Origin of the sequence: Nonomuraea sp. NPDC001636, from assembly GCF_040298265.1 — a bacterium.
GTDB lineage: Bacteria > Actinomycetota > Actinomycetes > Streptosporangiales > Streptosporangiaceae > Nonomuraea.
Genome location: NZ_JBEOZT010000005.1, coordinates 126,247 through 144,422, shown reverse-complemented (window position 1 = coordinate 144,422; position 18,176 = coordinate 126,247). Strand labels below are relative to the sequence as shown.

At 71.1% G+C, this 18,176-nt stretch carries 16 protein-coding genes; 8 read left to right on the top strand and 8 right to left on the bottom strand.

Annotated features, from left to right (window positions below; genetic code table 11):
• Positions 1-29 precede the first annotated feature (29 nt).
• Positions 30-959, bottom strand: a complete 930-nt coding sequence (locus tag ABT158_RS12815) for a LysR family transcriptional regulator (RefSeq protein WP_352352919.1) — start codon at positions 957-959, stop codon at positions 30-32.
• A 132-nt stretch (positions 960-1,091) separates the two neighbouring features.
• On the opposite strand from ABT158_RS12815, the gene ABT158_RS12810 reads away from it, so the two are divergent.
• The 5 genes from ABT158_RS12810 to ABT158_RS12790 all read left to right on the top strand — a co-directional run bounded on the left by ABT158_RS12810 (position 1,092) and on the right by ABT158_RS12790 (position 6,312).
• Positions 1,092-1,850 (top strand): succinate dehydrogenase cytochrome b subunit, encoded by a 759-nt coding sequence (locus ABT158_RS12810; protein ID WP_352352918.1) that lies wholly within the window; start codon positions 1,092-1,094, stop codon positions 1,848-1,850.
• The gene (locus tag ABT158_RS12805; protein WP_352352917.1) at positions 1,847-3,772 is read left to right on the top strand and encodes a fumarate reductase/succinate dehydrogenase flavoprotein subunit; all 1,926 of its coding nucleotides are present in this window, start codon (positions 1,847-1,849) and stop codon (positions 3,770-3,772) included. Before ABT158_RS12810 ends, ABT158_RS12805 begins: the two co-directional genes overlap by 4 nt.
• Entirely contained in the window at positions 3,769-4,509 is a 741-nt protein-coding gene (locus ABT158_RS12800) for a succinate dehydrogenase/fumarate reductase iron-sulfur subunit (RefSeq protein WP_352352916.1), read from the top strand. Before ABT158_RS12805 ends, ABT158_RS12800 begins: the two co-directional genes overlap by 4 nt.
• A gap of 136 nt (positions 4,510-4,645) precedes the next feature.
• Positions 4,646-5,176 carry an RNA polymerase sigma factor gene (locus ABT158_RS12795; protein WP_352352915.1) on the top strand — a complete coding sequence of 177 codons (531 nt, stop codon included), beginning with the start codon at positions 4,646-4,648 and terminating at the stop codon, positions 5,174-5,176.
• Positions 5,173-6,312: a CU044_5270 family protein gene (locus ABT158_RS12790; protein ID WP_352352914.1), complete on the top strand. Its 1,140-nt coding sequence runs from the start codon at positions 5,173-5,175 to the stop codon at positions 6,310-6,312. The genes ABT158_RS12795 and ABT158_RS12790 overlap by 4 nt, the downstream gene beginning before the upstream one ends.
• A gap of 21 nt (positions 6,313-6,333) precedes the next feature.
• Here ABT158_RS12790 and ABT158_RS12785 read toward each other — a convergent pair whose 3' ends face one another.
• A complete protein-coding gene (locus ABT158_RS12785; protein WP_352352913.1) occupies positions 6,334-7,272 on the bottom strand; it encodes an anti-sigma factor RsbA family regulatory protein in 939 nt (312 codons plus the stop codon).
• Between the two features lie 259 nt (positions 7,273-7,531).
• Here ABT158_RS12785 and ABT158_RS12780 point away from each other — a divergent pair, with 259 nt between their 5' ends.
• Positions 7,532-8,719 carry an RtcB family protein gene (locus ABT158_RS12780; RefSeq protein ID WP_352352912.1) on the top strand — a complete coding sequence of 396 codons (1,188 nt, stop codon included), beginning with the start codon at positions 7,532-7,534 and terminating at the stop codon, positions 8,717-8,719.
• 56 nt (positions 8,720-8,775) lie between these two features.
• Here ABT158_RS12780 and ABT158_RS12775 read toward each other — a convergent pair whose 3' ends face one another.
• On the bottom strand, positions 8,776-9,168 hold the full coding sequence (locus ABT158_RS12775; RefSeq protein WP_352352911.1) for a VOC family protein: 393 nt from the start codon (positions 9,166-9,168) through the stop codon (positions 8,776-8,778).
• Between the two features lie 262 nt (positions 9,169-9,430).
• On the opposite strand from ABT158_RS12775, the gene ABT158_RS12770 reads away from it, so the two are divergent.
• Complete coding sequence (locus ABT158_RS12770; protein ID WP_352352910.1) at positions 9,431-9,850, top strand: spore-associated protein A; 420 nt, start codon at positions 9,431-9,433, stop codon at positions 9,848-9,850.
• A 54-nt stretch (positions 9,851-9,904) separates the two neighbouring features.
• Here the strand turns inward: ABT158_RS12770 and ABT158_RS12765 are convergent, their stop codons facing one another.
• Genes ABT158_RS12765 through ABT158_RS12745 form a run of 5 tightly spaced genes read right to left on the bottom strand, consistent with a single transcriptional unit; the run spans position 9,905 to position 16,915 of the window.
• Positions 9,905-10,525, bottom strand: a complete 621-nt coding sequence (locus ABT158_RS12765; RefSeq protein WP_352352909.1) for a phosphotransferase — start codon at positions 10,523-10,525, stop codon at positions 9,905-9,907.
• 48 nt (positions 10,526-10,573) lie between these two features.
• On the bottom strand, positions 10,574-11,254 hold the full coding sequence (gene narI / locus ABT158_RS12760) for a respiratory nitrate reductase subunit gamma (protein ID WP_352352908.1): 681 nt from the start codon (positions 11,252-11,254) through the stop codon (positions 10,574-10,576).
• Entirely contained in the window at positions 11,251-11,805 is a 555-nt protein-coding gene (narJ, locus tag ABT158_RS12755; RefSeq protein ID WP_352352907.1) for a nitrate reductase molybdenum cofactor assembly chaperone, read from the bottom strand. Before narJ ends, narI begins: the two co-directional genes overlap by 4 nt.
• Positions 11,802-13,403 (bottom strand): nitrate reductase subunit beta, encoded by a 1,602-nt coding sequence (gene narH, locus ABT158_RS12750; protein ID WP_352352906.1) that lies wholly within the window; start codon positions 13,401-13,403, stop codon positions 11,802-11,804. The genes narJ and narH overlap by 4 nt, the downstream gene beginning before the upstream one ends.
• A complete protein-coding gene (locus tag ABT158_RS12745; RefSeq protein ID WP_352352905.1) occupies positions 13,403-16,915 on the bottom strand; it encodes a nitrate reductase subunit alpha in 3,513 nt (1,170 codons plus the stop codon). The genes narH and ABT158_RS12745 overlap by 1 nt, the downstream gene beginning before the upstream one ends.
• Before the next feature lie 45 nt (positions 16,916-16,960).
• Here ABT158_RS12745 and ABT158_RS12740 point away from each other — a divergent pair, with 45 nt between their 5' ends.
• A complete protein-coding gene (locus ABT158_RS12740; protein ID WP_352352904.1) occupies positions 16,961-18,136 on the top strand; it encodes an MFS transporter in 1,176 nt (391 codons plus the stop codon).
• Positions 18,137-18,176 lie beyond the last annotated feature (40 nt).

Genomic DNA, 18,176 nt, shown 5'->3' with positions numbered 1-18,176 from the left:
CTTTCCCGGGGGAGTCGGGCTGTTGCTGCTCATTCTGCGATGAGTTCGACCCCTTGCGGAAGCGTGCCTTCCTGCCCGGCCTCGACCACGAAGGCGAGCAGGGTCTCCCGGAACGCCTGCGCGGCCCTGGTGGGCTCGACGTCCTTGCGGTGGGCCAGGGCGATCGTCCGGCTCAGGCCGGGCGGGGCCAGCGGCGTGCCGGACAGGCCCGGCCGCCCGTCGAGCACCATCGAGGGCACCACGGCCACGCCGAGCCCCGCCTCCACGAACCGCAGCACCGCGTCCATCTCGCCGCCCTGCACCGAGAACCGGGGCTCGAACCCGGCCTGGCGGCAGGCGGTGAGAGTGGCCTCGCGCAGGTCGTAACCGCGCCGGAACATCACCATCTGCCGGCCGCGCAGGTCCTCGATCCGCAGGTACGGCCCCCGCGTCCGCTCGTGCGAGGGCGCGACCACGACCAGGTTCTCCCGCAGGATCTCCTCGGTCACCAGGGAGGGGTCGTCGCTCTGCAGCGGCATGATGATCAGCGACAGGTCGAGCTGCCCCCTGGCCAGCGCCCTGACCAGGTCGCGCGAGCCGCCCTCCTCCACCAGCAGCTCCACCCCCGGGTAGGCCCGGTGGAAGCGCGCCAGCGCGTCGGCCAGCAGGCCCGCGCACAACGACGGCGTGGCGCCCAGCCGCACCCGGCCCCGGCGCAGCCCGGCCAGCTCGGCCACCTCCTGCCGGGCGGTGTCGGCGTCGGCCAGCATGCGGCGGGCCAGCGGCAGCAGCGCCTCGCCCGCGGCCGTCAGCGTGACGTTGCCGCGCGCGCGGGAGAACAGCGGGGCGCCGAGGTCGTTCTCCAGAGCCTTGATCTGCTTGCTGAGCGAGGGCTGGGCGACCCGCATGCGCTCGGCCGCCTGGGTGAAGTGCCTGGTCTCCGCGACCGCGACGAAGTAGGCGAGCTGCTGCAACTGCATGTGATTTTCCTCGCACCGGCCGAGCATTTTTCCTTATGCCGACCGTATAAACCAAGCATCATAGCCGGAAGCTATGGAAACCAGATCCGTGATGACTTGGACGGATCATTGCTGGATACCTAGCGTTCAAACGTGACTGCCACGATAGAGCGCGGCGCCGCCACCGCGCCTGTTAACGCCCCCAAGGGTGCCTCGCCCGCACCGACGTCCAAGAAGCCGAGCCGGTTCCTGAGCTCGTCCAACGGCAAGAAAGTCGTCATGGCCGTCACGGGCGCCGTGATGGTGTCCTTCCTCGTCCTGCACATGCTGGGCAACCTGAAGATCTTCCTCGGCAAGGACTCGTTCAACGAGTACGCCGTCGCCCTGCGCACGCTCCTTGAGCCCATCGCGCCGTACCGGACGGTGCTGACGATCCTGGAGATCGGGCTCGTCGTCTCGGTCGTGCTGCACATGTGGGCCGCGATCTCGCTGGCGCGCAAGGCGGCCAAGGCCCGTCCGGTCAAGTACGTGGCCAAGAAGTCGCAGGCCAACGGCTACGCCACGCACATCATGCGGTTCGGCGGCCTGACGATCCTGCTGTTCGTGATCTGGCACCTGCTCGACCTGACCTTCGGCGTCGTCAACCCCAAGGGCTTCGACTCCGAGCCCGCCGACCGCATGGTCGCCGGCTTCGACCCGTCCCGCTGGTGGGTGACCCTCATCTACCTCGTGGCCGTCGTCATGGTCGGCCTGCACCTGCGGCACGGCATCTGGAGCGCCTTCCAGACGCTGGGCTGGGCCAACCGCAGCCGCTACCGCGGCCTGCGCCTGACGGCCGCCCTCGTCTCGGCGGTCCTGGTCGTCGGCTTCCTGGCCCCGCCCCTCGCCATCACGTTCGGAGTTGTGAAGTGAAGTACACCGAAGGCTCGGAGATCCGGGACACCAAGGCGCCCGCCGGTCCCATCGAGGAGCGGTGGGAGAAGCGGAAGTTCAGCGCCAAGCTGGTCAACCCGGCCAACAAGCGCAAGCTCAACGTGATCGTGGTCGGCACCGGCCTGGCGGGCGGCTCGGCCGCGGCGACCCTGGGCGAGCTGGGCTACAACGTCAAGTCGTTCTGCTACCAGGACACGCCCCGGCGCGCCCACTCCATCGCCGCCCAGGGCGGCATCAACGCCGCCAAGAACTACCGCGGCGACGGCGACTCGATCTACCGGCTCTTCTACGACACCGTCAAGGGCGGCGACTTCCGCGCCCGCGAGTCGAACGTCTACCGCCTGGCCCAGGTGTCGGTGAACATCATCGACCAGGCCGTGGCCCAGGGCGTGCCGTTCGCCCGCGAGTACGGCGGCCTGCTGGACACCCGCTCGTTCGGCGGCGCCCAGGTCTCCCGCACCTTCTACGCCCGCGGCCAGACGGGCCAGCAGCTCCTGCTGGGCGCCTACCAGGCGCTGGAGCGGCAGATCGCGGCCGGGACCGTGGAGATGCACACCCGCCACGAGATGCTCGACCTGATCGTCTCCGACGGCCGGGCGCGCGGCGTCATCGTGCGCGACATGGTGACCGGCGAGATCGAGCGGCACCTGGCCGACGCCGTGGTGCTGGCCACCGGCGGCTACGGCAACGTGTTCTTCCTGTCCACGAACGCCAAGGGCTGCAACACGACGGCCATCTGGCGGGCGCACGAGCGCGGGGCGTACTTCGCGAACCCGTGCTACACGCAGATCCACCCGACCTGTATCCCGGTCTCCGGCGAGTACCAGTCGAAGCTGACGCTGATGTCGGAGTCGCTGCGCAACGACGGCCGCGTGTGGGTGCCGCTGCGCAAGGACGACGACCGGGCCCCCGGCGACATCCCGGAGGAGGAGCGCGACTACTACCTGGAGCGCATCTACCCGGCCTTCGGCAACCTCGTCCCGCGTGACATCGCCTCCCGCGCCGCCAAGAACGTCTGCGACGAGGGCCGCGGCGTCGGCCCCGGCGGGCTCGGCGTCTACCTCGACTTCCGCGACGCCATCGGCCGGCTCGGCCGCGACGCCGTGGAGAAGAAGTACGGCAACCTCTTCGAGATGTACGAGCGCATCACCGGCGAGAACCCCTACGACGTGCCGATGCGCATCTACCCCGCCGTCCACTACACGATGGGCGGCCTGTGGGTGGACTACGACCTGCAGTCCACGATCCCCGGCCTGTTCGTGATCGGCGAGGCCAACTTCTCCGACCACGGCGCGAACCGGCTCGGCGCCTCGGCGCTGATGCAGGGCCTGGCCGACGGGTACTTCGTGCTGCCCACCACGATCGGCGACTACCTGGCCAACGGCCCGTACGGCGAGGTGGACGAGGAGGCCGTGGCCGAGGCGGAGATCAAGGTCCGGACCCGGATCGACCGCCTGATGTCGGTGAACGGCACCCGCACCCCCGACTCCTTCCACCGCGAGCTCGGCAAGCTCATGTGGGACTACTGCGGCATGGAGCGCACCGAGGAGTCGCTGCGCAAGGCCCTGGAGCGCATCCCCGAGCTGCGCGAGGAGTTCTGGAAGAACGTCAAGGTGTCCGGCACCGCCGAGGAGCTGAACCAGGTACTGGAGAAGGCCGGCCGCGTCGCCGACTTCTTCGACCTGGCCGAGCTCATGTGCCTGGACGCCCTCGTCCGCACCGAGTCCTGCGGCGGCCACTTCCGCGCCGAGTCGCAGGACCCCGACGGCGAGGCCCTGCGCGACGACGAGCACTTCGCGCACGTCTCGGCCTGGGAGCGCACGCCCTCCGGCGAGACGGTGCTGCACAAGGAACCGCTCGAGTACGAGTACGTCAAGATGACCCAGCGGAGCTACAAGTGAACCTGACCCTCAAGGTCTGGCGTCAGAGCGCCCCCTCGGACGCCGGACGCATGGTGACGTACCGGGTGGAGGACGTGTCCCCGGACATGTCGTTCCTGGAGATGCTGGACGTGCTGAACGAACGGCTGATCCTGGAGGGCGACGACCCGATCGCCTTCGACCACGACTGCCGCGAGGGCATCTGCGGCATGTGCGGCATGGTCATCAACGGCGTGGCGCACGGCGAGCAGCGCGCCACCACGACCTGCCAGCTGCACATGCGCCACTTCGAGGACGGCGCCGAGATCACCATCGAGCCGTGGCGCGCCGCGCCGTTCCCGGTGGTCAAGGACCTGGTCGTGGACCGCAGCGCGTTCGACCGCATCATCCAGGCGGGCGGATTCGTCTCGGTCCCGGCCGGCTCGGCCCCGGACGCGCACAGCGTCCCGGTGCGCAAGGAGGACGCCGACGCCGCATTCGACGCCGCGACCTGCATCGGCTGCGGCGCCTGCGTGGCCGCCTGCCCGAACGGCTCGGCCTCCCTGTTCACCGCCGCCAAGATCACCCACCTCAGCCTGCTGCCCCAGGGCCAGCCCGAGCGCCTGACCCGCGCGAAGGCCATGGTGGACCAGATGGACGCCGAGGGCTTCGGCGGCTGCACGAACACCGGCGAGTGCACGGCGGTGTGCCCCAAGGGCATCCCGCTGGACACGATCGCCCAGATGAACAGCGACTACCTCAAGGCCAACGCCAAGTAGGCCAGGTCGAGCAGGCCCCGTCCCGGAACGCCACCGGAGGCGGGGCTTCTGCTTTTTCCGGCGAGCTGTAACAACACGGACGTTCCCACCACTTCCCGGTGTCAGCAGAACGCATCAGGGACGAAGGGGCTGCGCGGTGACGGATGATTCCCACCGTTTCACCGGCATGTACGACGAATGCCGACAACGGGTGTGGGCCTACGCGGTCAGTCGTGCGGGCCGGCAGGTGGCCGACGAGGTGGTGAGCGAGACGTTCGCCATCGCGTGGCGGCGGCTGGACGACGTGCCGGAGCCGCCGCTGCCGTGGCTGCTCGGCGTGGCGCGCAACCTCCTGCGCGACGACGCCCGCTCACAGGCGCGCAGGGACGCGCTGGCCGCCGAGCTGAGCTCGTGGACCGAGGACGGCCGCCCGGACGTGGCCGAGCAGGTGACCGAGCGCATGGGCGTGCTGCGGGCCCTGGCCGAGCTGCACGAGGACGACCGGGAGGTGCTCATGCTGGTCGCCTGGCACGGGCTGTCGCCCAAGGAGGGCGCCCGGGTCGTCGGCTGCTCGTCGGCGGCCTTCCGCGTCCGGCTGCACCGGGCCCGCAAGCGGCTCACGCGAGCCATGGAGTCCGCCGAACCGTCCCGTCCCTACGTGCGCAACCTCAGCGAGGAGTGGTCATGAACCCGATGGACGAACTCCGGGCCGCGCGGCCCGCGCACCTCGGCGACCGGCCGGTGGACGAGCACACCAGGGCCGCCGAGCTCGCGCACGCCATGTCCGGGCCGCGCGGGTCCCGGCGCCGGCGCGCGGCCGTACGGCCGGTGTGGGGGCTCGCGGCCCTGGCGGCGGGGGCGACCGCGGTGGCCGTCGTGGTGGCGGGGAACGCGGCTCCGGCGCCCAGGAAGCAGGCTCCGCAGGCCGGGCAGAGCGCGTCGGCGACGCCGCGCAAGGTCACGCTGTCGGCCAGGGAGGTGCTGCTGGCCGCCGCGGAGAAGGCCGACCGGCAGCCCGACCGTACCGGCGACTGGTGGTACACCGTGACGGTGAGCAGGCACGCCTACCCCGCCGTCAAGGGCGGGTACCTGGTGCTGGACCGGCAGCGCGACGAGGAGTGGACGCCGCGCGCGACCGGCGGCGAGCAGTGGAGCCGCACCCGCCGGCTCGGCGCGCTGCCCGCGACCGAGGCCGACCGGCTGGCCTGGGAGCAGGCGGGCTCGCCCGCCGGGATCGAGGTCGTCGTGCCGATGAAGAAGGTGGCCCCGCTGACCCTGCGGACCACCCCGGACAAGGCCACGACCTCGCACAGCCCCCTGGTCGACGGCGACAAGGTGTTCTGGCTCGGCCGCAACGTCACGATGAAGGACCTGCGCGGCCTGCCGGACGAGCCGGCGAAGCTGAAGAAGTGGCTGCTCGACTCCTACGACGGGCATTCGACCGAGTCGTCCAGCGTGGAGATGTCCGCCGACACCTGGCTGTTCACGGTCAGCGTCGGGCTGATCGTCTCCATGCCGGTGACGCCGCAGGTGCGCGGCGCCGCCTTCCGCATGCTGGCCGGGCTCGACTCCGTCAAGGTCATCGAGAACGTCACCGACGCCGAGGGGCGTACCGGCACGGCCGCCGCCATCCGGCAGAGCGACGAGCGCACCGGCGTGCGGGAGAGCCGCCTGCTCTTCGACGAGGCCACCGGGCGGGCGCTGGGCACCGAGAGCGTCGTGGTCGAGCCGCGCGGCCTGTGGAAGAGCTTCGAGCCGGGCACGGTGTCGAGCTCCGAGGCCGTGCTGGAGGCCGGCTGGACGGACGCCGGCCCCAAGCGCTGAGCCCCGCGGCGGCCCGCGCCGTCAGTCGCGCAGCAGGTGCAGGCGGAAGCGCGTCCCGGCCGGCTCCGAGCGCACCTGGAGCAGGTCGCAGAGCTGGCGCACCACCCACAGGCCGTGCCCGCGCAGGGCGGTCGGGGCGGGCGGCAGGTAGCCGGGCAGGACGGCCGTCAGCTTGCCCGGGTCGGTCACGTCGCACACGACGGCGTTCCCGTCGGTCCAGATCGCGAGGTCGCCGTGCCCGCCGCCGTGCTCGACGGCGTTGGCGGCGACCTCGTTGACGGTCAGCAGCAGGCGGTCGGTCAGGGCGCGGGACAGGCCGAGCCGTTCGGCGGTCGCCCGCACGTGCCGGCGCACGCGGTGCAGGTCGCCGTCGAAGCGCAGCCCGGCGGCCCCGGGCGGCGGAGGCGGCAGCGGGTCGTGGTCGGAGGCGTGGCTGAAGGACTCGGGCTCGACGTAATCGGTGCTGGCACGGGGGCCGTCACCGGTCAGCAGCCCCGGATGGGTGCGGCGGGCGCCGCCGACGACCCGGTCCGGCAATGCGCGCGCGTCGAAGGCGCAGACCATCCAGGCCGCGCGGGCGGCGAAGGCGGCGTTGAGCGCCGACTCGTACCGGGTCCACTCGGCCTCCTCGACCGGGGTGCGGCCGTGCCAGACGGGCTCGCCGATCACCCTGACGCGGGGATGGGCGTCGAGGTAGCGGCCGTAGGCGGCCAGGGTGCGGCCCGGGGCGTCGTACCAGCCGCCGGCCTCGGCGAACTCCACCTCGCCCGCGTCGCCGCCGAGGGCCCGCGTGAGCAGGTCGATGTTGGCGGCCGTGGTCACCACGAGCACGCTGTCCCGCGCGGCCAGCCCGTCGCGGCAGAAGGGCACGGCCGCGGCCAGGAAGCCGGCGTCGGTGGAGTAGACGAGCGCCTGGTGGACCAGCGGAGGCTCGTCCGGCTGGCCGGCGACGGCGATCATGTGCGCCCCGCTTTCTCCGCGACGGCGAGCTGCTGCCCGGCCACGATCTGTTGGAGGGGTCGGGCCGTTCTCAACGGTATATCTCCCGGGTGCGCGCATACAGGGCGTATGTCGGCACACCACGGTCACCATAGCCAATGGAGCACGGACCCGGACCGGGCTCGCCAAGATCTCCGGGGCCGTACTAATTCGGTTGCAGGGGGTATGTCATGTCTGGCCAGATAGATCGTGTTCATGAAGGCGGCAGGGAGGAGGCGACATGGCGTACAACGAGGTGAGCGGGACCAAGCATCCGCTGCGGATGTGGGCGGAGCCGGAGACGGTCGAACCGCAGGCGATGCAGCAGTTGCGGAACGTGGCCAACCTGCCGTGGGTCCATGGCGTCGCCGTCATGCCCGACGTGCACCACGGCAAGGGGGCGACGGTCGGGTCGGTCATCGCGATGAAGGACGCGGTGTCGCCGGCGGCCGTCGGGGTGGACATCGGCTGCGGGATGACCGCCGTGAAGACGTCGTACAGGGCCTCGCAGCTTCCCGACAACCTGGCCTACCTGCGGGGGAAGCTGGAGCAGGCGATCCCCGTCGGCTTCCAGCACCACAAGCGGCCCGTCGATCCCGGCAAGGTGCACGGGATGCGGACGGCCGGGTGGGCGGAGTTCTGGCGCGAGTTCGACGACCTGGCCCCGGCCGTCCGCGCCCGCCGCGAGCGGGCCGAGGCGCAGATGGGCACGCTCGGCGGCGGCAACCACTTCCTGGAGGTGTGCGCCGACGACGAGGGCTGGGTGTGGGTGGTCCTGCACTCGGGGTCGCGCAACATCGGCAAGGAACTGGCCGAGCACCACATCGGGGTGGCCCGCGGCCTGTCCCACAACCAGGGCCTGGTGGACCGGGACCTGGCGGTGTTCCTCGGCCACACCCCGGAGATGGACGCCTACCGCCGCGACCTGTACTGGGCCCAGGACTACGCGCGCCGCAACCGGGCGCTGATGATGGGCCTGGTCTGCGACGTCCTGCGCCGCCACCTGCCGGGCATCGGCTTCGACCAGCCCATCTCCTGCCATCACAACTACGTGGCCGAGGAGCGCTACGACGGGGTGGACGTGCTCGTCACCCGTAAGGGGGCGATCCGGGCGGGCAGCGGAGACCTGGGGATCATCCCCGGCTCGATGGCCACCGGCACGTACATCGTGAAGGGGCTGGGGAACCCGCGGGCGTTCAACTCGGCCTCGCACGGGGCCGGGCGGAAGATGAGCAGGACCAAGGCCAAGAAGACGTTCACGGTCAAGGACCTGGAGGAGCAGACGTTCGGGGTCGAGTGCCGCAAGGATCCCGGGGTGATCGACGAGATCCCGGGGGCGTACAAGGACCTGGAGTCGGTGATGGCCGCGCAGCGGGACCTGGTGGAGGTCGTGGCGCACCTGCGGCAGCTCATCTCCATCAAGGGCTGATCGCCCGCCCGGCCCCGGAGACGGGGCCGGGCGGGTGCGCGGTCACGCGGGACGGCTCAGGGGTGCGGCGGGGCCGTCCCGGCGCGCTCCGCGGCGCTGCGCAGGACGCAGAACTCGTTGCCCTCGGGGTCGGCGAGCACCGCCCAGCCGGTGCCGTCCGGCTCGCGCAGGTCGGCGATCAGGGTGGCGCCCCGGCGCACCAGGCGCTCGACCTCCTCGTCGCGCGTGGAGTCGGGACGCAGGCACAGGTGCAGCCGGTTCTTGCCCGCCTTCGGCTCCGGCACCTTGTTGAAGTGCAGGATCGGGCCCTCCTTCAGCATCACCCGCGTCTCCTCGTCACCCGGGCGGTCCTCCGGGTGAACGGGACAGCCGGTCACCTCGCTCCAGAACCGGGCGAGCTCGTACGGATCCGCGCAGTCGATCGCGACGTTCTGCAATACCGACACCATGGATGGGATCCTGCCCCAAAGCAGGGCGCATGTCGCCGGAGACCCGCCCGGTCTTCGGCGCCGCTGTGGCGGAGATCACGCGGCTCGCCGCGGCGCCGAGACGACCCCGCCGCACCTGCGCGGTCGCCCTCCGGACGAGCCGGAAGGTCGTGGATTACGGGGGAGCCGAAATCGCATTTGTGTGTTGTTCGCCTGCCGTTCGCTTTCTTGATCACTCGCTGCGCGAAGCTGACGGGCGTTCAGAGCGACAGTAAGGATGAACATGCGCACCATCACCAAGACGCTCTTCGCCGCGGGCGTGCTCGCCTGCGGTCTGGCGAGCGCCCTGCCCGCACAGGCCGCCGTCGCCGCCGTGGACCCGGCCGGCGTGTGCGGGTCCGGGTTCCGCGTCATCGACTCGCACCCGTTCAAGTCCGGCAGCACGGCGCTGGGCACGATCTACCTGTCCTACAACTCCGGCACCGGCAAGAACTGCGTGGTGACGGTCAACAAGACGCCGTACACGCGGTGGATGCGGGCGACGCTGAGCGTGCAGGGCGGCGCGACCAGGACCGACGCCGGTGAGTTCAAGTCGTACGCGGGGCCGGTGATCCTGTCGGCCGTGGACACCTGCGTCAAGTGGGGCGGCGCCTGGGACGAGTCGCCGTACGTGTGGACCAGCGGCTGGAGCCACTGCGGCTGATCCCCGTCAGGACGTCCGGGCCTCGCCCCCGGGGCTCGGGCACCGCGGGACGCGTCAGGCGCTCCAGGCGGCGGTGCGGTCGAGGCGTTCGCGCCACAACTTCTCGCCGCCCCCGCCCGGCTCCCACCTGCCGCAGAACTCCAGCAGGTCGCGGCAGCGCGCCACCATCGACGCCTGCCGCTCGGCCCAGGACGGCACCGGGCCGCCGTAGGCGTCGAAGAAGCGCGGCAGCAGGGAGACGTGCTCGGGGTGGTGGCTGCGGACGATCCACTCGCACCAGGCGAGGTCCTCCACCGGCCGGCCCGGATGGGCCCACTCCCAGTCGAGGATCGCGGTGGTCTCGAACGTGGCGGGGTCGAACAGCAGGTTCTGGGGCCCGTAGTCGCCGTGCACGATGCCGAGGCGGTGGATGCGGGCCAGGACCCGGCCGCACTCGGCCAGCACCTCGGCGGCGCGGCCCTCGTCCAGCAGGTCCTGGCCGTGGGCGCCGGCCACGAAGCGGGTGGTCAGGCTCGTGGCGGTGATCTGGTGCACGCGCGGCACCGGCAGCCGGCCGCGCAGCCGGCGCAGGTATCTGCTCTCCGTGCCCAGCCTGAAGGCGGCCTCCGGGCCCTGGTAACACTTGACGACCAGAGCGCCGTCGCCGACCGTGCTGTTGGTGTACCCGTGCTCCACAGCCAACGATTCTGACGCACCGGCCCCCGTTCCGGGCGGCGCGGCGCGCTATCGGGACCGGGCCCGATACACGATGTAAGGGCGGAACAAATAGGTGATCGGCGCCGAAAGGGCGTGCACGAGGCGGCTGAACGGGAAAAGCACGAACAACGCCATCCCGATCACGGTGTGCACCTTGTAAAGGATGCTCGCCTGCCCCATCGCGGTGGCGTCCGGGGCGAGCACGAAGATGCCGCGGAACCAGGGGGCGACCGTCGTCCGGTAGCTCACCTCGCTCGGCACGAAGCCCGCCACCGTCGTCACCACGCCCGCGACGATCGCCGCGGCGAGCACCACGTACATGGTCTTGTCGTTCTTCGTCGTGGCCAGGAAGACGGGCCCGTTCGTGCGGCGGCGGTAGACCAGCAGGGCCAGCGCCACCAGCGTGGCCAGCCCGGCCAGGCCGCCCCAGATCAGGGCGTTGGCGTGGTACGCCTCGTTCGACACGCCGATCGCGTCCGTCCAGGAGAGCGGGACGAGCAGGCCGGTCACGTGCCCGATGATCACGAAGATCAGGCCGTAGTGGAACACCGGGCTGGCCACGCGCAGCAGCGGGCTCTCGTAGAGCTGCGACGAGCGTGTGGTCCAGCCGAACTTGTCGTACCGGTACCGCCAGATCAGGCCGCCGATGAAGATCACCAGGGTGACGTACGGCGCGACCACCCACAAGATGCTCTCGCCCCAGCTCACCGGTACCCTCCCACGGTCTCGGCGGGCGGCCCCCCGGCGGCCAGGCGGTGCGCCGCGGCGCGTTCGGCGGCCGTGGGCGGCGGCAGGGCCGCGCACACCACCCCGATCACCTCCGCGTACGGCGAGCCCAGCTCGGTCAGGGCGGACAGCAGCAGATCGAGCCCGATGCGATGCTCCCGCAGCAGCGCCGCCCCGGACGGGTCGAGCGCCGCGAACTCCAGCACGACCGGCAGGAAGTCGGGCAGCTCGTCGTCCATCAGCTCCCAGCCGGCCACGCGGTAACGCTGCTTGAGCGCGGCCAGGGACGCCCCGCGGCGGCGGGTGTCGCCGTCGGTGTAGTAGGTCAGGTAGAGGCAGCAGCGCCGGTGCAGGTCGAACGTGTCGACGTAGTGCGCGGCCAGGTCGCCCGCGTCCATGTCCGCGATCCGTGCCAGGAACGCCGCGAAATGCGGCTCGGCGGCCTCCTTGATCAGCGGCAGGCGGCGGTGGAAACGTTCGTCGGGGTAGGCGAGCAGGTGCGCGGCGGCCTGCCAGATCACGGCCTTGTTCATGATTTTCCCTTTTTTGGTGGGAAGAGTCCTGCTGGAATGCCCCGGCCGTCCCAGTTGAGGAGGTTCACCCGGTCGTGGGTGATCTCGTCGCTGGTCTGGCGGTCCTTGAGGCCGTGGAAGGACTCGACGGAGACCGGCAGCGGCTTGCCCGACGCCTCTCCGAAGGGGGCCTGCATGCCGGGGCCGCCGTAGTAGTCGAGGCTGCAGCCGGCCTCCTCGACCACGCCGGGCACGTTGCCGTACGCGGTCGGGATCACGTACCGGTCCTCGTACTTGGCCAGGGCCAGCAGGCGGTACATGGCCCTGATGTCGTCCTCGGTCAGGCCGGTGTCCGGCAGGACCGGCTCCTGCCCCAGGTTGACCCCCCGCATGTACGAGCGCATCGCGGCCAGACGGCGCAGCGCGGCCGTCACCGGGACGGGATCGCCCGCGGTGAACAGCTCGGCCAGGTACTCCACGGGGATGCGCAGCGACTCGATGGCGGCGAACAGGTTGTCGGCGTCCTCGCCGTCGTGCCCGGTGTTCGCCAGGGCGTCCACGACGGGGGAGAGCGGCGGGACGTACCAGACCATCGGCAACGTCCGGTACTCCGGGTGCAGGGGGAGCGCGATGCGATATTTCATGATCAGGTCGTAGACCGGGGATCTGCGGGCCGCCTCGATCCAGTCGGCGGGCAGCCCCGACGCGGCCACGGCCGGGTCGTCGGGATCGACGAAGACGCCGAGCTGGGCCTCGTACAGGTCCCGCTCGTCGGCCACCGAGGCGGCCTGGCTCACCCGGTCGGCGTCGTAGAGCAGCACCCCGAGATAGCGCAGGCGGCCCACGCAGGTCTCCGAGCACACCGTCGGCAGCCCCACCTCGACCCGCGGGTAGCAGAACGTGCACTTCTCGGCCTTGCCGGTCCGGTGGTTGAAGTACACCTTCTTGTACGGGCACCCCGTCACGCACATCCGCCAGCCCCGGCAGCTGTCCTGGTCCACCAGGACGATCCCGTCCTCGGCCCGCTTGTACATGGCCCCCGACGGGCACGAGGCCACGCAGGACGGGTTCAGGCAGTGCTCGCAGATGCGCGGCAGGTAGAACATGTACGCCTGCTCGAACTCCAGCCTGACCTGCTCCGACAGCTTCCCCAGCACCGGGTCGGGGGACGGGTCGCCGCCCAGGTTGTCGTCCCAGTTCGCGCTCCAGCGGATCTTCATGGGCTCGTTGCTGATCAGCGACCTCGGCGGCGCCACCGGGACGTCGTCGGACAGCGGGGCGCGGGTCAGGTTCTCGTAGTCGTAGGTCCAGGGCTCGTAGTAGTCCTGGATGGAGGGCATGAGCGGGTTGGCGAAGATGTTGGCCAGCTTGCGGAACCGTCCTCCGGCGCGCAGTGTCAGCCGGCCCCTGCGGTCGAGCTTCCAGCCGCCCCGCCAGCGTTCCTGGTCCTCGTACCGGCGGGGGTAGCCCTGGCCGGGGCGGGTCTCGACGTTGTTGAACCAGACGTACTCGACGCCGGGACGGTTGGTCCAGGTCTGTTTGCAGGTGACGGAACAGGTGTGACAGCCGATGCACTTGTCCAGGTTCATCACCATGGCGATCTGAGCCATGATCTTCATCAGTAGCGCACCTCCTGCGACCTGCGGCGAATGGTGGTGACCTCGTCCCGCTGGTTGCCCGTGGGGCCGAGGTAGTTGAAGGCGTACGAGAGCTGGGCGTAGCCGCCGATCATGTGCGTGGGCTTGATCAGCACCCTGGTCAGCGCGTTGTGGATGCCGCCGCGGCGGCCGGTCTCCTCCGACTTCGGCACGTCGATCAGGCGGTCCTGGGCGTGGAACATGTAGACCGTGCCCTGCGGCATGCGGTGGGACACGATGGCCCTGGCCACCACGACGCCGTTGCGGTTGACCGCCTCGATCCAGTCGTTGTCGGCGATGCCGAGCCGGGTGGCGTCCTCGGTGGACATCCAGATGGTCGGGCCGCCGCGCGACAGCGACAACATGAGCAGGTTGTCCTGGTACTCGGAGTGGATCGACCACTTGGAGTGCGGGGTCAGGTAGCGCAGGGTGGCGCTCTCGCCGAAGAGCTCGGCCATGTCCAGCGGCGGGCGGTAGACCGGCAGGGCCTCGCCGTACTCGTGCATCCAGTCGTGGTCGAGGAAGAAGTGCATGCGGCCGGTGAGCGTGTGCCAGGGCTTGCCGTTCTCGACGTTGATCGTGAACGGCGAGTAGCGGCGGTCGTGCGCCTCCTTGCCCGACCACTCCGGGCTGGCCGCGACGTGCGTGGGCCGGGCCTGGGTGTCGGCGAAGACGATGCGGTGGCCCTCGTCGATCAGGTCGTCGAAGCTCCGGCCGGTGCGCCGGGCGAGCTGGCGGAAGCCCTGGGCGGCCAGCCTGCCGTTGCTCACCCCGGACAGCGCGAGGATCGTCTCGCACGCCTTGGCGTCGGTGTCCAGCTCGGGGCGGCCCTTGGCCACGCCGCGCGGCACCAGGCCGCAGCGCTGGCCGAGCCAGGCGACCTCCTCGTCCGGCATGAAGGTCACGCCCTTGACCTGGAGGCCGAGCCGCTCGGTGAGCGGGCCGAGCGCGGCCAGCTGCTCCGCGACCGCGCCGTAGTCGCGCTCGACCACCTTCAGCGTCGGCTCCGGCGCGCCGGACGCGCGCCCGCCGGGCTGCCCGGTCTCGCCCGGCGTGTCGTGCTGGTACGGGACCACCACGACGTCCTTGCGCACCCCCAGCCGCTCCTTGGCCAGCGCGCTGAAGGCCCGGGCGATGGCGTGGAAGGCGGCGAAGTCCGTCCTGGTCTCCCAGGGCGGCGAGATGGCCGGGTTGAACGCGTGCACGAACGGGTGCATGTCCGTCGAGGACAGGTCGTACTTCTCGTACCAGGTGGCAGCGGGCAGCACGATGTCGGAGTAGACCGTCGAGGACGTCATCCGGAAGTCGAGCGTGAGCAGCAGGTCCAGCTTGCCCTTCGGCGCCTCGGGGTCGGGGTGCTCCAGGTTGGACGTGGCGCCGAGCAGGTGGTGCAGGAAGTACTCGTTGCCCTTGGCCGACGAGCCGAGCAGGTTGGACCGCCACAGGGTCAGCACCCGCGGCCAGTTGGCCGGGTCGTCGGGGTCCTCGGCGGCGTGCCGGAGCCTGCCCCGCCGCAGCTCCTCCAGCGTGTACGCCACGGGGTCTTCCTGCTCGCCCAGCTCCAGCGGGTTGCGGTCGAAGGCGGGCGACATGGGCATCCAGCCGTTGCGCACGGCCTCGGCCACCAGGTCGGCCGTGTGCCGGCCGCGGAACGCGCCGGGCCCGAGCGGCGAGGCCAGCGCGCCCGCGTCGAACCGGTCGTAACGCCACTGGTCGGTGTGCAGGTACCAGTACGGCGTGCCGGGCGCCTGCCGCGGCGGGCGCGACCAGTCGAGCGCGCCGGCCAGCACCGCCCAGCCGCTCTGCGGACGGCACTTCTCCTGGCCGACGTAATGGGCCCAGCCGCCGCCGTTGCGCCCCTGGCAGCCGGTCAGCAGCAGCAGCGACAGGAACGCCCGGTAGATGGTGTCGCCGTGGAACCACTGGGTGGCGCCCGCGCCCATGATGATCATGCATCGGCCGCGGGTGGTCTCGGCCGTCCTGGCGAACTCACGGGTGATCTTGACCACCCGCTCGGCCGGGACGCCGGTGACCGGCTCCTGCCAGCCCGGCGTGTACGGCTCGGCCGCGTCGTCGTACCCGCCCGGCCAGACGCCCGGCAGGCCCGGCCTGGGGACGCCGTACTGGGCGAGCAGCAGGTCGAACACCGTGGTCACCAGCCGTCCGCCGACGCGGGCGACCGGCACGCCGCGGCGCAGGGAGCCCTCGCCGTCGAAGCGCGGCAGCAGGAGCTGGGCCGACTCGCCGCCGTACAGGGTGAGCTTCGGGTCGACGTCCAGGTCGAGGTTCCAGCGGCCCTCGCCCGAGTCGGTCCAGCGGAAGCCGACCGAGCCGTTCGGCACCACCGGCTCGCCGGACCCGGCCATGAGCACGGTCTTCCACTCGGCCGCCTCCTCCGCCGAGCCCAGGTCCTTGGCCGTGAGGAACTTGTCCGGCACGTACGCGTCCTCGTGCTCGCGCAGCGTGACCAGGAAGGGCAGGTCGGTGCAGCGCTTGACGTAGCCGGTGAAGTAGGGCACCTCCCGGTCGACGAAGAACTCCTTCAGCAGCACGTGGCCCATGGCCATGGCCAGGGCGCCGTCCGTGCCGGGACGCACGCTCAGGAACTCGTCGGCGAACTTGGCCGCGTCGTTGTAGTCCGGCGAGACCACCACGACCTTCTGGCCCCGGTAGCGCGCCTCGGCCATCCAGTGGGCGTCCGGCGTGCGGGTGACCGGGACGTTGGAGCCCCACATCACCAGGTACGCGGCGTCCCACCAGTCGGCCGACTCCGGGACGTCGGTCTGGTCGCCGAACACCTGCGGCGAGGCCACCGGCAGGTCGGCGTACCAGTCGTAGAAGGAGAGCATCGTGCCGCCGATCAGCGACACGAACCGGGAGCCGACGGCGTGCGAGACCATCGACATCGCCGGGATGGGCGAGAACCCCGCGACCCGGTCGGGCCCGTACGCCTGGATGGTGTGCACGTGCGCCGCGGCGATCATCTCGACGGCCAGGTCCCAGGTCACCCGGACGAGCCCGCCCCGGCCGCGCGCGCCCTGGTAGCTCGCCCGCTTCTCCGGATCGGTGGTGACCTCCGCCCAGGCGGCCACCGGGTCGCCCAGCCGCTCCCGTGCCTCCAGGTAGAGCTGGACCAGCACGCCCCGCGCGTACGGGTAGCGGATCCGGGTCGGCGAGTAGGTGTACCAGGAGAAGGCCGCCCCGCGCGGGCAGCCGCGCGGCTCGTACTCCGGCCGGTCGGGGCCCACGCCCGGATAGTCGGTCTCCTGCGTCTCCCAGGTGATGATGCCGTCCTTGACGAACACCTTCCACGAGCACGAACCCGTGCAGTTCACGCCGTGCGTCGAGCGCACCACCTTGTCGTGACTCCACCGGTCGCGGTAGAACGCGTCGCCTTCCGTGCCGCCTTTCAGGTAGAGAGTCCGCAGGTCACCACTGGTGGCCGATCTGCGGAGGAACCGACCGGTCTTCAGCAGGAGATCCTCGGCGCTCATACCCCCACTTCATCACAGAAGGTAACCCTCTGTTACACAGGGTGTATGTCTGTGCTCCGTAAAGGTCAGGTGCGGAACCTGGCGCTGGCCACGGCGGCCTTCGCCGTGACGTTCTGGGCCTGGAACCTCATCGGCCCCCTGTCGGGCAGTTACAGCAGGCAGCTGCACCTGTCCGCGACACAGACCTCGCTGCTGGTCGCGATCCCGGTGCTGGTCGGCTCGCTCGGCCGCATCCCGGTGGGCGTGCTGGCCGACCGGCTCGGCGGGCGGCGCATGTTCGCGGTCATCTGTTTCGTGTCGATCGTGCCCGTCCTGTTCGTGGGCTGGTCCGAGTCGTACGGGTGGCTGCTGTTCTGGGGGTTCCTGCTGGGCATCCCCGGCACGTCGTTCGCCATCGGCATCCCGTTCGTCAACGCCTGGTACGAGCCCGCCCGCAGAGGGTTCGCCACCGGCGTGTTCGGCGCCGGCATGGGCGGGACCGCGCTGTCGGCGTTCTTCACCCCCCGCCTGGTGGAGGACTTCGGCCGGTTCCCGACCCACCTGCTCATGGCCGCGGTGCTCGCCCTGATGGGCGTGATCATGATCGGCGGCAGCCGCGACTCGCCCGCCTGGTCGCCCGCCACCGCCCCGGCCCTGCCCAGGATGCGCGAGGCCACGAAGCTCAGGGCCACCTGGCAGTGCGCCTTCCTGTACGCCGTCACCTTCGGCGGCTTCGTGGCGTTCTCGACGTACCTGCCGACCCTGCTCCAGAACGTCTACCACTTCGCCCAGACGGGCGCCGGGCTGCGCGCGGCCGGGTTCTCGATCGCCGCCGTCGCCGCCCGGCCGATCGGCGGCACGTTGTCCGACCGGATCGGGCCGGTCAGGGTGCTGCTCATCTCGCTGGCCGGGACGGTCGTGATGGCGGTCGCGCTGTCGTTCCGGCCGCCCGCCGAGGTGCCCGCCGGGGCCTGCTTCGTGCTCATCGCCTTCTTCCTCGGGCTCGGCACGGGCGGCGTCTTCGCCCTGGTGGCCCAGCTCGTCGAGGCGTCGAAGGTGGGGACGGTGACGGGGCTCGTGGGCGCGGCCGGCGGGCTCGGCGGGTACTTCCCGCCGCTGGTGATGGGGGCCGTCTACGGCGCGTCCGGGTCGTACACCGTGGGCTACCTGCTGCTCGCGCTGACCGCCCTGGTCACGTTGGCCTACACCGTGCGCACGTTCAGGCACGTGCCCGATCGTTAGCCAGGCGAAAAACCGTTTGCCGGGCCGGGCGCCGGCTTGT